At 74.3% G+C, this 14,245-nt stretch carries 12 protein-coding genes and 1 pseudogene; 7 read left to right on the top strand and 6 right to left on the bottom strand.

What is annotated here, in order from left to right; genetic code table 11:
• Positions 1-130: 130 nt before the first annotated feature.
• A complete protein-coding gene (locus ACWC21_RS35380) occupies positions 131-991 on the bottom strand; it encodes a GntR family transcriptional regulator (RefSeq protein WP_450888023.1) in 861 nt (286 codons plus the stop codon).
• 550 nt (positions 992-1,541) lie between these two features.
• Between ACWC21_RS35380 and ACWC21_RS35375 the strand changes: the two genes are divergently transcribed.
• Entirely contained in the window at positions 1,542-2,588 is a 1,047-nt protein-coding gene (locus tag ACWC21_RS35375; RefSeq protein WP_450888013.1) for a DUF2637 domain-containing protein, read from the top strand.
• A 78-nt stretch (positions 2,589-2,666) separates the two neighbouring features.
• On the opposite strand, the gene ACWC21_RS35370 is transcribed toward ACWC21_RS35375, so the two are convergent.
• From ACWC21_RS35370 to ACWC21_RS35360, 3 genes are all read right to left on the bottom strand, one after another.
• Positions 2,667-3,116 carry an ATP-binding protein gene (locus tag ACWC21_RS35370; RefSeq protein ID WP_450888011.1) on the bottom strand — a complete coding sequence of 150 codons (450 nt, stop codon included), beginning with the start codon at positions 3,114-3,116 and terminating at the stop codon, positions 2,667-2,669.
• Positions 3,117-3,461: 345 nt separating this feature from the next.
• Positions 3,462-4,979: a protein phosphatase 2C domain-containing protein gene (locus ACWC21_RS35365; RefSeq protein WP_450888009.1), complete on the bottom strand. Its 1,518-nt coding sequence runs from the start codon at positions 4,977-4,979 to the stop codon at positions 3,462-3,464.
• Positions 4,980-5,148: 169 nt separating this feature from the next.
• Positions 5,149-6,402: an SGNH/GDSL hydrolase family protein gene (locus ACWC21_RS35360; RefSeq protein WP_450888007.1), complete on the bottom strand. Its 1,254-nt coding sequence runs from the start codon at positions 6,400-6,402 to the stop codon at positions 5,149-5,151.
• 171 nt (positions 6,403-6,573) lie between these two features.
• On the opposite strand from ACWC21_RS35360, the pseudogene ACWC21_RS35355 reads away from it, so the two are divergent.
• Positions 6,574-6,939, top strand: a pseudogene (locus tag ACWC21_RS35355) (PPOX class F420-dependent oxidoreductase); the annotation flags it as partial.
• 60 nt (positions 6,940-6,999) lie between these two features.
• On the opposite strand, the gene ACWC21_RS35350 reads toward ACWC21_RS35355, so the two are convergent.
• Together ACWC21_RS35350 and rsgA are read right to left on the bottom strand one after the other, a co-directional pair.
• A complete protein-coding gene (locus ACWC21_RS35350) occupies positions 7,000-8,403 on the bottom strand; it encodes a DNA-3-methyladenine glycosylase 2 family protein (RefSeq protein ID WP_450888005.1) in 1,404 nt (467 codons plus the stop codon).
• 174 nt (positions 8,404-8,577) lie between these two features.
• Positions 8,578-9,669: a ribosome small subunit-dependent GTPase A gene (rsgA, locus tag ACWC21_RS35345; protein ID WP_450888003.1), complete on the bottom strand. Its 1,092-nt coding sequence runs from the start codon at positions 9,667-9,669 to the stop codon at positions 8,578-8,580.
• Between the two features lie 485 nt (positions 9,670-10,154).
• Between rsgA and ACWC21_RS35340 the strand changes: the two genes are divergently transcribed.
• The 5 genes from ACWC21_RS35340 (at position 10,155) to ACWC21_RS35320 (ending at position 14,231) form a co-directional block, all read left to right on the top strand.
• On the top strand, positions 10,155-11,474 hold the full coding sequence (locus ACWC21_RS35340; protein WP_450888001.1) for an acyltransferase family protein: 1,320 nt from the start codon (positions 10,155-10,157) through the stop codon (positions 11,472-11,474).
• A 216-nt stretch (positions 11,475-11,690) separates the two neighbouring features.
• Positions 11,691-11,894 carry a hypothetical protein gene (locus ACWC21_RS35335; RefSeq protein WP_450887999.1) on the top strand — a complete coding sequence of 68 codons (204 nt, stop codon included), beginning with the start codon at positions 11,691-11,693 and terminating at the stop codon, positions 11,892-11,894.
• Positions 11,894-13,618 (top strand): SulP family inorganic anion transporter, encoded by a 1,725-nt coding sequence (locus ACWC21_RS35330; RefSeq protein WP_450887997.1) that lies wholly within the window; start codon positions 11,894-11,896, stop codon positions 13,616-13,618. The genes ACWC21_RS35335 and ACWC21_RS35330 overlap by 1 nt, the downstream gene beginning before the upstream one ends.
• Positions 13,615-13,806, top strand: coding sequence for a hypothetical protein (locus ACWC21_RS35325; RefSeq protein WP_450887995.1), 192 nt, complete (start codon positions 13,615-13,617; stop codon positions 13,804-13,806). The genes ACWC21_RS35330 and ACWC21_RS35325 overlap by 4 nt, the downstream gene beginning before the upstream one ends.
• A complete protein-coding gene (locus ACWC21_RS35320; RefSeq protein WP_450887993.1) occupies positions 13,806-14,231 on the top strand; it encodes an ATP-binding protein in 426 nt (141 codons plus the stop codon). The genes ACWC21_RS35325 and ACWC21_RS35320 overlap by 1 nt, the downstream gene beginning before the upstream one ends.
• Positions 14,232-14,245: the final 14 nt, after the last annotated feature.

The following is a 14,245-nucleotide window of genomic DNA, read 5'->3' as shown; positions in this document are numbered from 1 at the left end:
CGAGTACATCCAGTACGCGGGTGATGCTCCGCCTTGCGAGGCACCGCACCGGACGCCGCGAGCTTCCCGGCAAACCTTTCCGGTCGCAGCACTAGGCCGAGCCCCTGGACCCCCGCGGGGCTCCGCCCCCTCACCCCGCCGGGGGCTGCGCCGCTTGACCCCGCTCGGCCCCGAACGGGCCATGTGCTCCTCGGGTCGCGCCCGCGAAGTGCTCCCCCACCAGGGCCCGCACCGTCGCCAGGTCCTCCGCGATCAGCGCGTCCAGCAAGGCCGTGTGCTCGGCCGCGTCCGCGACGAGGTCGGCGGGGCCCTGCCGCACGGGACCGCCGACGAGGGGCCACTGCGCCCGCCGGTGCAGGTCCTCCGCGATCTGCACGAGCTGCTCGTTCCCGGACAGGCCCAGTACCGCCCGGTGGAAGGCCCGGTCGGACTCGGCGTACGTCGCCGGGCACCCCGAGGAGGCCGCGCGGGCCGTCTCCTCGGCCAGCGGCCTGAGCTCGGCCCAGCGTTCGGCGGGCACCGTGCGGGCGAGCCGCATCATCACCGGCACCTCGATCAGTGCCCGTACCTCGGCCAGTTCGGCCAGTTCCCGCGCGCCCCGCACCGCCACCCGGAAACCGCGGTTGGGCACGACCTCCACCGCGCCCTCCAGGGTCAGCTGCTGCATGGCCTCCCGCACGGGCGTCGCGGAGACCCCGAACCGCTCCCCGAGCGCCGGCGCGGAGTACACCTCGCCGGGCTTCAGGTCTCCCGCCACCAGCGCGTGGCGCAGGGCGTCGAGGATCTGGCCGCGCACCGAGGACCGCTGCACCACCGAGCGGGACCGCGGGAGGGACGGTTCACCTTGCGTGTGCCCGCCGCGCGCGACCGGGGGACGCGGGTTCTCGCGCTGCCGGTCCACGTCCCGCGCCCGGGGCTGCCGGGGCACCCGGGCCCCGGACCGAAGGTCGGGCACGCCCGGGTCGCCGGAGCCCTGCGCGCCCTGCTCCACGGGGTCCTCCTCCGGCTTGTCGGCACTTGTGGTCATTACGGCGGGTTGTTACTCGTCCGTCAAGCACCTTAGGCGCACGGAGCGACAGTTCAAACTTCCACACCGACCCGGTGAGGTGAGCCTTCCCTGACGGCGGCGCTGCGACTGCGGTACGTCGCCCACCTGCTCGGCGAGGGAGCGGGCCGTGCGGGAGCCGGAACCGCCGCTGCCCGGCGTCACCGCTCGAGGCACCCTCGGAGCGGGGGCGGCAGCGCTCTGCACTAGGATCACCGCGGTCGGAGCACCCACCGGGATCCGGCGCACGCCCCGCACACGGACAGGTGATTCACACATTCCTCACCCGTCGCGGGAACTTTCCGCGGAACCATCCGTACGGGTACTCTTATTCGAACTCAACTCCCGCCCCTCAAGCGGCAGTTCGAGCAGAACGCCGTCCTGGGCATCCCCTTGCGCTTCCTTGGCGGCCTCTTGCCCCGAAACCCCCTGAGGGCCGGTGGGGTTGGGCCACTATGGCGGGCGTTACGCCCTATCCCAATGCAAGGGACCCCAGATGAGACTGACCGACATATCGCTGAACTGGCTGCTACCCGGCGCCGTACTGCTCCTGGGCATGCTGGCGGCGGTGGCGGTGCTCGCGCGCGGCAAGCGCTCCTCCGGGGAGAACGCGAGCGCGGACGACTCGTGGGAGCGCAGCGAGGAGCGCCGCAGGCGCAAGGAAGCCATATACGGCACGGCTTCCTACGTCCTTCTGTTCTGCTGTGCGGCGGTCGCCGCCGCCCTCTCCTTCCACGGCCTGGTGGGCTTCGGCCAGCAGAACCTCGGCCTGACCGGCGGCTGGGAGTACCTGGTCCCGTTCGGCCTGGACGGCGCGGCGATGTTCTGCTCCGTGCTCGCGGTGCGCGAGGCCAGCCACGGTGACGCGGCACTCGGCTCCCGCATACTCGTATGGACCTTCGCCGGCGCCGCCGCCTGGTTCAACTGGGTGCACGCCCCCAGGGGCGTCGGCCACGCGGGCGCCCCGCAGTTCTTCTCCGGTATGTCGCTGTCGGCGGCGGTGCTCTTCGACCGCGCCCTGAAGCAGACCCGCCGGGCCGCGCTGCGCGAGCAGGGTCTCGTGCCCCGTCCGCTGCCGCAGATCCGTGTCGTCCGCTGGATGCGGGCACCCCGTGAGACCTACAGGGCCTGGTCGCTGATGCTCCTGGAGGGCGTGCGCAGCCTGGACGAGGCGGTCGAGGAGGTGCGCGAGGACAAGCGCCAGAAGGAGGAGACGCGCCGTCGCCGCCGCGACCAGCAGCGGGTCGAGCGCGCCCAGCTCAAGGCGATCAGCCGCGGCCACCGGGGCTTCGCCGGCCGCGGGGGCGGCCGTCAGGTGGAGACCCAGGCCACGCTGGAGCGCACCGACGTCCAGGTCACCGCGGAGCCTGCCATATCCACGCCGGAGCCGCTGCCCGTACGCTCACGGCCGTCCCTCCAGCCGGTCCGCAAAGGGGCTGACGCCCTGACGGTGGACCTGACCGCGGAGGACGACACCATGGCCCTGCCCCGCCTCGACTCCCTGGAGCGCAAGCTCAAGGACCTCGAGCAGCAGTTCGGCTAGCCACCAGGAGCCGGACACCCGGGGCGGGGGCGTGACCTTCAGGGTCACGCCCCCGCCCCGTTCAGGACCCGGTGCCGTTCACGCGGCCTCCGCGTCGAGTTCGAACCACACCGCCTTCCCCACCCCGTGGGCCCGTACGCCCCACGCGTCCGCGAGGGACTGCACCAGGAGCAGGCCCCGGCCATGCGTGCCGTCGTCGGCGTCCGGCATGCACAGGCGGGGCCTGCGGGCGACGAAGTCCCGTACCTCCACACGCAGTCCGTGCGGTCCGACCACGGCCGTCAGCACGGCCTCGTGGTCGGTGTGCACGAGCGCGTTGGTGACGAGTTCGCTGGTGAGCAGTTCGGCCACCTCGGAGCGCCCCGGCTTCCCCCAGTGGGTGAGGAGTTCGCGCAACGCCCTGCGGACCTCGGGCACCGCCCGCAGATCCGCCCGTCCCAGTCTCCGCCTCAGTTGGGGCGGTCGCGTCCGTTCCGTGTCGTCGGCATCTTCCCCCGCCTGCCTCGCCGAGGAGGCCCCGATGGTCACGGGACCGCCCCCTCGTGCCTGACTCTTCATGTCCCCCGCCCGCACGCCGTTGCCGTTGCCCCTCCTGGTCGAACACGTTCACGGGGATCCATGCCCCATGAGCGGATGGGCAGTCATGTCGTGTCCCTGACGACCAGCGGTTCAGCCACGGGTGCACCGCGGCTCAGGCGCGGCTCGAGCACCGGGGCGAACGCGTTCCGGGCGAACGTGCCCCTCCAGTACGTCACGGGCGCCCCGGCACGCCGGAGTCGGGCACCCGCTTCCCGTCCCGGTGACCGCGGCCGGCCCGCCGAATCTGGCCGGAATCCACCGCTCGCCGGGGTGCCCGGTCCGGGACGGCGCCGGTCACGCCTCCCACACCGCGGCCACCGTGCGGTCGTCGGCGTAGCCCTTCACCCGTACCTGGGTGTCCGCGAGGAACGCCGCGAGGCCGGGCGCGGCGTTCCCGGACCAGCGTCGTGCCAGATAGGCGCAGAGGGCGGCCTCGCCGCGCAGTGGGTCGGCGAGGCCCTCGGTGCACATCAGCAGCGCGTCACCCGGCCGGGCGACGGAGGCGCGGAACCGGAAGGGTTCGCGGGGCGGCTGCGGGGCCGGTTCGAAGGGGCTCGGCGGTGTCGGTATGCCGAGGTCCATGGTGAGCCGGTCGCCCTCCGGCGTCTCGGCCGGTGGCGAGCCGAAACCGACGACGGGCTCGCCGGCCTCGGCGGCGGCGGAGACCTGCGGCTCCATGTCCTGCCATTGGCCGTCGCGCAGCCGGAACAGGCCGCCCCCGCCGACGCCGAAGAACACGCGCGTACAGCAGTCGGGATGGGCGGGCAGCAGCAGACAGCGCAGCGTGGCCGCGTACTCCTCCGGGTCGACGCCCTGCTCCGTGGCGCTGGCGCGGAGTCTGCCGAGACTGCGGTCGGTGAGCCGGTGCAGACCGGACTTGAGGTCACCGCGCCGGCCGGCCCGGATGTCCTCGGCCAGCCGTGCGTGACTGCGTCCCACGGCCCGCCCGATCCACCGGCAGACCTCGGCCGCCGCCCGGTGCGCGCCCGGCGTGGCGCGTGCCCCGGTCGCCATCGCCACCAGGACCAGGGCCTGTTCCCCACTGCCGAAGCGCGCGGTCAGCAGCGAGTCGCGGCGCGGCTCGCCCCGGAAGCGCGCGGAGTCCCCGCGCACGGACGCGGCCCGCAGCGTGCAGGCCCCGTGGCGCGCACCGTCCAGCACGGTGTCCGCGACCAGTTCGGCCAGTTCCTCCGGGTCGGCGGCGGGCAGCGCGGTGGGTTCCGGGTCGTAGGTCGGCGGCCCCGAGCCGACGTAGTCGACGCCGGCGGGGGGCGGCGGCTGGGCGGGGAGACCGACGGGGGTCGCGGGGTGAAGGCCCCCGGGGACTTCCACTGTGCCCCCCGGGGCGGAGGGGAGCACGGCGGGCTCCGGTGGCGCCGAGGGCGGTGGCGGCGGTTCGACGGGGGCGCGGGACCCGGTCGCCGCCGGGCCTTCCTCGTGCGGTGCCTCCGTGAACCCGGGAGGCTTCGGGCCGGGCGGCGGACTCGCGGGGGCGGGTGGTGCGGCGGGGGGCGGGTCCCACGAGGGGCGCTGCGGTGGGACCGCGTTCTCGTGGAGTGCCTCCGGTGGCGCGGTCGCCGCCGCGGGCCGGGCACCGGGGTTCTCGTCGAGTCCGCCGGGACCTCCGTCCGTGCGCTCCCCCTGGAGACCGGTTCCGCCCGGCGGGCCGCCGACCGTTCCGGCCGCCGAGGCGAACCGGTCGTCCAGGGAATCGGCCGCGGCCGTGGGACCCGTGTCCGGGGTGGACTCGTCGTACAACTGCCGCCACCAGTCGTCCTCGTGACGGATCGGCCTGCCCCCCTGCTGGTTCATGCCCCCAATTGTCCACCGCCCGGCCCGTATGAAAACGGGGCATCCGGAAAATCCGGTACGGCTTCCAGCCTTGAACGATGCCTCGGGTGAACCATCGAACGGCCGTACGCGGGGCGGGAGTTGATGAAGGGAGGGGCGATGGACCGCCGGCGCCGGAAGCGCCGTGCGACTACGAACGGGACCTGCTCGCGGGCCGTCGCACCAGGCCCGCGAGGTCGACCGTGCCGGCCAGCACCCGTGCGCCCGCGTCGTCGAAGTGGAGGTGGTCCCCGGAGTCGTAGGCGGGCAGGATCCGATGCGGCCGGCCCGGATCGCGGACGGCCGCGTCGAAGTCGGCCACGGCGTCGAAGGCGCCGCTCGTCCGGATGAAGGCGTTGACCTGCTCCCGTACCGCCTCCCGCGCCGCGCTGAAGGCCGGATGACCGCCGTACGGAGTGAGGGTGGCCCCCACCACCCGGATCCCGCGGGCGTGCGCGCGGGCCACGATCGTCCGGTAGGCCTCCTCGAAGGCCCGGACGTCACCGGCGCCGGGGGTGCCTCTGATGATGTCGTTGATGCCCTCCAGCAGGATCAGCGTCCGCGCCCCGGCCCGCGACAGGGCATCGGCGTCCAGCCGGGCCAGGGCGCTCGGCCCCGTGCCGTCGAGCAGCAGCCGGTTGCCGGCGATCCCGGCGTTGAGGACTCCCGGGCGGCGGGACGGGGGCAGCGCGCGGAGGCGCCCGGCGAGCAGGTCGGGCCAGCGGTGGTTGGTGTCGGGGGTGGTGCCGGTGCCGTCGGTGAGGGAGTCGCCGAACGCGACGACGCTGCCGGCGGCCGGGCCGCGGACGTCGACGCCGGTGACGTAGTACCAGTGGCCGGTGGTGACGGTGTACGCGCTGCCGTCCTCGTCGGCGGCCACGCCGTCGTCGTCGCCGTCACCGCCGGGAGCGATGTAGCCGGTCTGCAGGGCGGTGCGGTGGTAGGTGGCGGGGCCCGTGGCGGTGGGGCGGACGGTGACGAGCAGGTCGGCGGCGGCCGGTACGGTCAGCCGTACCGGGTCGGTGACCAGGTCCAGGCCCGGCGGGACGGTGACCGCGCGGGCGCCGTGGAAGGTGGCGGTGCGCATCGAGCCGGGTACGGCGTCCGGGCCCTCCGCCCGCCGCAGGGCGACCGTGACCGCGCCGAGCGTCAGCGCGGCGGTGCCGAGCCGGTTGCTCACCCGGACCCGCAGAACCCGCCCGCCGACGCTGACGTGCACCACGTTGCGGATCGCGGCACCGGGCAGCGCGGCCCCGGTGCCGGTGGGCGCCGCCTCCCAGCTGCCGGTCCAGGCGCGCCGGACGGCGAGGTCCCGGGGAGGGACGGAACCGGTCCCGGCCGCCGCGCTCGCCGTGCCCATCAGCGTGACGACAGCCGCCGCGAGGACCCGCCCGCCCTTGACCATGCCCGCGCCCGCCCTTCCCACCGTTGTGCCGGAGGCGACCGTGCCACACGCGGTACACGTACTGACGGAGCATCACCGCGACCCCACCCGCACGGCCGAGCGCCGAGGGGCACCGCGGTCCTGGGCCGGAGAACCGGTGCGACGGGCCGGCCGGCGTGTTCGGCCGGCGGCATGACCGGATTCAGCGCGGCCGAGCGCGCCTGTCTCCGATCACGGCGGCTGGGGCGGCCGGCCACCGTCGACCCCCACGGTCAACCGCAGGCGAACCCCGTGGGCTTCTTCCCGCAGGACGACGGCACGATCCTGATCGGCGCTCACGCGACGGGCCGCAGCAACACGTGGCGCGACCTGCAGCGGAACCCCGAGGTCGCCCTCGTCGTCGACATCGTCAGCCTCGGCCCCTGGCGGGTCCGCGGCGTCGACATCCGCGGCGAAGCCGAACTCCTCAGCCGCCCCCACGACTTGGGCCCTCGGTTCAGCGAGGAGGTGATCCGCATCCATCCGCTGCGGATCCACGGCCGGGGGCTGGAGGAGCAGACGTGTCGTCCGGTCCCACCGGATGATCCAGATGAACCGGATGAGAACGGCGGTGCCTGTCTAGGGCCCCCGCTCCCCCGCCACGGCCAGGTGCCGGACGGCGTACGACCGCCAGGGCCGCCAGTCGTCGGGGAGGGCGGTGCCGGGCGGGGACACGTCGGGGTCGCCCAGCGCGCGGGCGCGGATGGTGGCGACGACCGCCGGGTCCATGCCGGGCAGGGCGAGCAGCGCTGCCGCGGTGGCCTCCCGGTCGGCGCCCGGGTCCAGCCGCAGGCTGCCGTCGGCGAGCGCGGCGGTCAGCGCGCCCAGGGTGCCGCGCGGCTCGGCCTCGGCGAGTACGCCGGGCTCGGGGAAGAGATGGGTGAGGCTGCCGCAGGGGGCGTCCAGCGCCTTGCCGTACCGCAGGACCAGACGCTCGGCCTCCGCCCGCCCGACCAGCGCCCGCACGGCGAGCTCGGCCGGGTCGGCGGTGCCGGGCGAGCGCAGGCCCGGCCGGGCGGCGACCAGCGGGGCGAGCCCCGGGTCGGCGCCGAGCCGCTCGTCGACCGCGTACGGGTCGGCGTCCAGGTCGAACAGCCGCCGCAGCCGCTGCACGGCGGTCGTCAGGTCCCGCAGGTCGGTGAGGTGCAGCCGGACGTCGAGCCAGCCGCCCGGGTGGGCGGCCGGTGCCGTCCTCGGTGCGCCGGTGCGCTCCTCCACGGCGGCGATGCCGGTGCCGTACGGCAGCCGCAGCGTGCGCCGGTGGGTGCGGCGGCCGGGCGGGCCGCTCACCTCCTCGACACCGGGTACGGCCTCGCTCTGCAGCAGGTCGAAGACGGCACCGGACCGGTACGGCCCCCGGTAGGCGAGCCGCAGCGGGATCCCGGCGCCGGGGGTGGCGGTCCGGCGGCCCCGGGCCGGTCCCCCGGGCGCGGCGGCCCGCAGTTCGCTCGGTGTGGCGGCGTACACCGCGCGGATCGTGTCGTTGAACTGCCGCACACTGGCGAAACCGGCCGCGAACGCGATCTCGGTGACCGGCAGCCCGGTGGTCTGCAGCAGCACGCGCGCGGTGTGCGCCCGTTGGGCGCGGGCCAGGGCGACCGGGCCGGCGCCCAGCTCGGCGGTGAGTTGCCGTTGGACCTGCCGGGCGCTGTACCCCAGCCGCGCGGCGAGCCCTGCGACGCCCTCCCGGTCGACGACTCCGTCACCGATCAGCCGCACCGCCCGGCCCACGACGTCGGCGCGCACGTTCCACTCGGCGGACCCGGGCACGGCGTCCGGCCGACACCGCCGGCAGGCCCGGAACCCGGCTCCCTGCGCGGCGGCGGCCGTGGCGAAGAACCGCACGTTGCGCCGTTTCGGCGTCACCGCCGGGCAGCTGGGACGGCAGTAGATCCCGGTCGTCTCGACGGCGAAGAAGAACTCGCCGTCGAACCGCGCGTCCCGGCTGCGGACGGCTTCGTACCTGGTGTCCTCGTCCCTCATGCCGTTCAGTGTGGGCGAGGTCCGGGGCCGCGGCTGGCGGAAAACGGACATGAGCCTGACGCCCCCGGCCGGACGAGGCTCGGCCCGTCCGGAGATCGAGGGCGAGACCGTTCAGGCCGAAGCGCGGGCCCGGGGGCGGCAGCCCTCAGGCCCGGCGACGACAGCTCCGGCCCCTTACCGCCACCCCCTCCGCTTGGCCTCCATCGCGGCCTTGCCGGCGGCGCCCTTCAGTTTCCAGTCCCGCCGAAGCTCCGCACGGACCCGCGCATCGCTCTTGGCGACGATCCACTGGTTCTCCCGCATCAGCTTGCGGTAGCTCTCCAGCCGACGCACCGGCAGTTCCCCGGAGTCGACGGCGGCCAGCACCGCACACCCCGGTTCGCTCTCGTGCGCGCAGTCCTGGAACCGGCATCCCCCGGCCAGGTCCTGGATCTCGGTGAACACCTGTCCGACGCCCGCCTCGGCGTCGAACAGCCCCACTCCCCGCAGTCCCGGGGTGTCGATCAGCACGCCCCCGCCGGGCAGCGCGAGCAGGTTGCGCGTGGTGGTGGTGTGGCGCCCCTTGCCGTCCACGTCCCGCGCGGCCCGGACGTCCATGACGTCCTCGCCGAGCAGCGCGTTGGCCAGCGTCGACTTGCCGGCGCCGGACTGGCCGAGCAGCACGGACGTACCGCCGCCGACCGTGGCGACGAGTACGTCGAGCCCCTCGCCGTGCAGCGCGCTGACGGTGAGCACCGGTACGCCCGGCGCCGTCGTCTCCACGTCCTGCACGAGATACGACAGCGCCACCGGATCCGGCACCAGATCGGCCTTGGTCAGCACGACCACGGGCTGGGCGCCGGACTCCCAGGCGAGGGCCAGGAACCGCTCGACGCGGCCGAGGTCGAGTTCGACGGCCAGTGAGACGGCGATCACCGCGTGGTCGACGTTGGCGGCGAGGATCTGCCCCTCGGACCGCTTGGAGCTGGTGGAGCGTACGAAGGCGGTGCGGCGCGGCAGATACGTCCGTACGTAACGCGGGTTGCCGCCGGGGTCGACGGCGACCCAGTCGCCGGTGCACACGACCCGCAGCGGGTCGTGCGGGGTGACGAAGGCGGTGTCGGCCCGCACCGGCCCGTCGGCGGTGACGACGTCGCACTGGCCGCGGTCGACCCGGATGACGCGGCCGGGCAGCAGGCCCTCGGACGCGTGGGGCGCGAAATCGTCGGACCAGGCCTCGTCCCAGCCGTAGGGAACGAGGGAGGCGAAAGCTGAGCTGGAGATCAAGGGTGACCCTTCACAAGGGTGGCCCCGGCTTCCGCGTACGCGCGCGGAGAAGAAAGGTGTCGGATCAGCCGTGGACCACGGAGGTGTACTTGACGAACGTCCGGATGCGGGCAGCGCCCATCACAGAGACAGCCATCGGTCACACCTCCTCGACCATGCCGAACACCCGCGACAACTCGACCAGTTGCCGCGCGAACACTGATGACCTTAGACGTGACGGGCAGCCTTCGCCAGCGAATTACTTCCCGAGCGCCGCCTCGCGCGGGGATCGCTCCGCGATCCGGGCAGCCGCTGCCGCGGGCGACGGGCGCACGGGCGTACGGGCGGGCCCACGCCTGACCGGCCCCCACCGGCCTCCGCCGGCCTCCGGCTCACGGTGCCGTGCGGACGGTGCCGGTGCGGACGGTGCCGTACCGGGCACGGAATGGTTGCGGCATGGGCTTCTCGCCGCGACGGCGCCGGGAGCCGGGGCAGCATGGTGGCCCATGAGCAGAGACCGCTACGTCGACTTCCTGCGCGCATGGGCGATCGTGCTGGTGGTGCTCGGCCACTGGATGATCACCGCCCTGGTCCGGGAGCCCGGTGGGCGGATCACCGCTCCGGAGCTGCTGGCGACCGTTCCCTGGACCCAGTGGTTGACCCTCCTCTTCCAGATCATGCCGCTGTTCTTCCTGGCCGGGGGCCATGCCGCGAGCGGTTCCTGGTCGCGTGCCCGGGCTGCGGGGGCCACGGCCTCCGGGTGGCTGGGACGGCGGGCGCTACGGCTGCTGCTTCCGACGGGTGTCTACAGCGGCTCGGTGCTGCTCGCCACCGGTGTGTGTTCGGTGGCCGGCGTCGACGCGGACACGCTTGCGCTGGTGGGGTGGGCGATGGCGATGCAGTTCTGGTTCCTGCCCGTGTATCTGCTGCTCAGCGCCCTGACGCCGGCCCTGCACGCGGCCCACCGACGCCGGGGGCTCCTCGTCCCCGTGACGGTGGGGGGTGTCGCCCTGGCGGTCGACGCACTCGTGGTGACGGTGCACGCGCCGTACGTCGGACTGCTCGACCACGTGCTCGTGTGGGGTGTGGCCTACCAGTTGGGCTTCTGCTGGCGTGACGGACTGCTCACCGGGCGGCGGCTCGTGCCGCTCACCATGGCGGCGGGCGGCGGACTGGCCTTCGCCGCGCTCGTGACCCTCGGGCCGTTCCCGGTCAGCCTGATCCTGGTGACCGGGCAGAACCCCAGCAACACCAACCCGCCGTCGGCGGCGATGCTGGCGTGGGTGGTGGCCCAGGTCGGCCTGTGCCTCCTCGTGGCCCCGCCGGTACGACGGCTGCTCGGCCGGGAGCGGGTGTGGCGGCTGGTGCGCCCCGTGGGGGTGGCCAGCATGACGCTGTACCTGTGGCACATGCTGCCCGTGCCGGCGGTCGCCGCCGCGTTCTACCTGACCGGCCTCGCACCCGAGCCGACGCTCGGTTCCGCGGCCTGGTGGGGGTTGCGGGTGCCGTGGCTGATGGTGCTCGGCGTCGTGCTGGCCGGTGTCGTGTACGCGCTGAGGCCGTTGGAACGCGGGCTGGCCATGCTGTACGAGCGGACCAGCCCGGATGCCGGTCTGCGCCGTGCCTGGCCGCTGTGGCTCGGCCTCGCCATGAACACCGCCGCTCTGGGCCGCTTCGCCGTGCGCGGCTTCGCACCCGACGGCCGGTTCCCCGTACTGCCGGCCACCGGCCTGGCGCTGGGCACGGCACTGGTGATGCTCACCCGGTGGGAGGCGGCACGCCGGCTCGGGCAGCCCGGGGCGGAGCAGGCTCCGAGCCGTGTGTGAGAGCGGCGGCCGGTGCGAACCTCACGATCGTCGAGAGGCCCTGCGGGCCCCGGCAAGAAGGCTGACGAAGGAGGACCGGGGGCCCGGTCACATCGCCTGCGGAATTGCCAAATTTAGCAATTGCATGGATGCTTTGCACGTTGCGTCTGCGGTCGGCCGCGGCCACAGCCTTGCGCGCCCGCCCCGAAGGGGGCTTGCAGAAGAAGTCGAGGGATCGTGTCCGTTCCGCCGTACCAGGCCGTAGGGATCGCCACGTCGGCCCGCGACGGCTGCGCCGCCGTCCACGAACCGGCCGGCGATGTCGCCGACGTCAGCGACGTCACCGACGTCATCGAGGCCGCTCGGCGCATCCCGACCGGGATGCCCGCGGGACGCAGTGAGCCGCCGTCCGAACCACGGGAAGCCGAGGCCGTCACGTGATGACCACACCGTCCAGCCGGGTGTGGGCCCGGATCGCGTCGCTGCTGCCAGGTCGCGCCGACCTGGCCGCGGCCCGGTGCGCCCCGCGCCGGGACCTGCTCGCCGGTCTCACCGTGGCGGTCGTCGCTCTGCCGCTCGCCCTCGGCTTCGGCGTCTCCTCCGGCCTCGGGGCCGAAGCGGGACTGGCGACCGCGGTGGTCGCGGGTGCGCTCGCCGCGGTGTTCGGCGGGTCCGAGCTGCAGGTGTCCGGCCCGACCGGCGCCATGACCGTCGTCCTGGTCCCGATCGTCGGCCGTTACGGGCCCACCGGGGTGCTCACCGTGGGACTGATGGCAGGCGTCATGCTCGTCGGCCTGGCCGCGCTGCGGGCCGGCACGTACGTGCGGTACCTGCCCGCCCCCGTCGTCGAGGGCTTCACCCTCGGCATCGCCTGTGTGATCGGCCTGCAGCAGATCCCGAACGCGCTCGGCGTCCCCAAGCCCGAGGGCGACCGCGTGCTGGTGGTGACCTGGCGTGCCGTCCAGGAGTTCACGAAGCACCCGAACTGGACGGCGGTCGGCTTCGCGGTGGCAGTGGCCGCGGTCATGCTGCTGGGCGCCCGGTGGCGGCCAGCCGTGCCGTCCTCGATCCTCGCCGTGATCGCGGCGACGGTCGTCGCCAGGTCCGCCCACCTGGACGCGGCGAAGCCGATCGGCGACCTGCCGACGGGGCTGCCCGCGCCGTCGCTGTCCTTCCTCGACCCCGGTTCGCTCGACACCCTCCTCGCCCCCGCCGTGGCGGTCGCGGCGCTGGCCGCGCTGGAGTCCCTGCTGTCCGCCTCGGTCGCCGACGGCATGACGGTCGGGCGCAGGCACGACCCCGACCGGGAGCTGTTCGGCCAGGGCCTCGCGAACATCGCCGCCCCGCTGTTCGGAGGGGTGCCGGCCACCGGCGCGATCGCCCGCACCGCGGTCAACGTCCGCACCGGCGCCGGTTCCCGGCTCGCCGCCCTCACCCACTCCGCCGTCCTCGCCGTGATCGTCTTCGCGGCGGCACCCCTCGTCTCGAAGATCCCGCTGGCCGCCCTCGCCGGCGTTCTGCTGGCCACCGCGATCCGCATGGTGGAGGTCGGCTCGCTGAGGGCCATGGCGAAGGCCACCCGTTCCGACACCCTCATACTCGGCCTCACCGCCGCGGCGACGCTGGCCCTGGATCTCGTGTACGCCGTGCTCCTCGGTCTCCTCGTCGCGGGCGCCCTGGCCCTGCGCGCCGTCGCCAAGCAGGCCCGTTTCGACCAGGTCCCCCTCGACGACGGTGACCACAGCGCCGAGGAACACGCACTGCTCGCCGAGCACATCGTCGCCTACCGCATCGACGGACCGGTGTTCTTCGCCGCCGCCCACCGCTTCCTGCTGGAACTGACCGGCGTCGCCGACGTACGCGTCGTCATCCTGCGGATGTCGCGTGTGTCGATGATGGACTCCACCGGCGCGCTCATGCTGAAAGACGCGGTGGAGAAGCTGCGGCGTCGCGGCATCGTCGTCGTCGCCTCCGGGATACGCCCCGACCAGCGCAAGATGCTGGACTCCGTAGGCGCGCTGGACCTGCTGCGCCAGGAAGGCGGGGAGTACGCCACCACCCCGGAGGCGATCCGCGCCGCCCGCGATCATCTGGAGGCGGCCGGCCTCCTGAGCGCCCTTCCCGCGCAGAAACCCCGGAGCTCCAGCGAGGAAGCACTGCGATGAGCGACCCCTCCGCCTCCCCGCCCGTGCCCTGGATCCCCGGCGCGGAAGCCCGGTGGCTGCCGGAAGCCGGCCCGCCCGGCCGGCCGGCGCCGACGCGGCGGGGCCTGGCCCTGCCCCGTCCCGCCCGGCACCTGCGGGAGCAGGTACATGCGGTCGTCGGTTTCCGCGTCGCCGGACGGGAGACGTGATGTCCGCACGGCTCTCGGCCCTGCCCCACCGGCACGTGCTCACCCTGCCCGCCGAACCGGCTGCCGTACGCGTCGCCCGCGAGACGGCCGAGCAGGCCTGGGCCGAGTGGGGCGTCGCTCTGCGTCACCCGGCGGTGGACCCGGCCCTGCTGATCCTCGCCGAACTGATCACCAACAGCGTCCGGCATGCCGCCGTCAGCTCCCCCACGGTGACCGTGATCTACGCGGCCGGCCCGGACTGCCTGGTCCTCGGCGTCCATGACCGCCATCCCTACCAGCCGATGCTGTACGGGGCGGTCACCGGCACCGGGAAAGGCGGCCTGGCCACCGTCATGGAACTCACGCTCGCCCGGGGCGGCACAGCGGTGGTCCGCGGCGACGCCGACGGCGGCGGCAAGGGCATCTGGATCACCCTTCCCCTCTGAAACGGGACGACCGG

Source organism: Streptomyces sp. NPDC001348 (assembly GCF_053597535.1).
The sequence above is the reverse complement of the archived record's forward strand: the minus strand, read 5'-3'. Positions and strand labels throughout refer to the sequence as shown.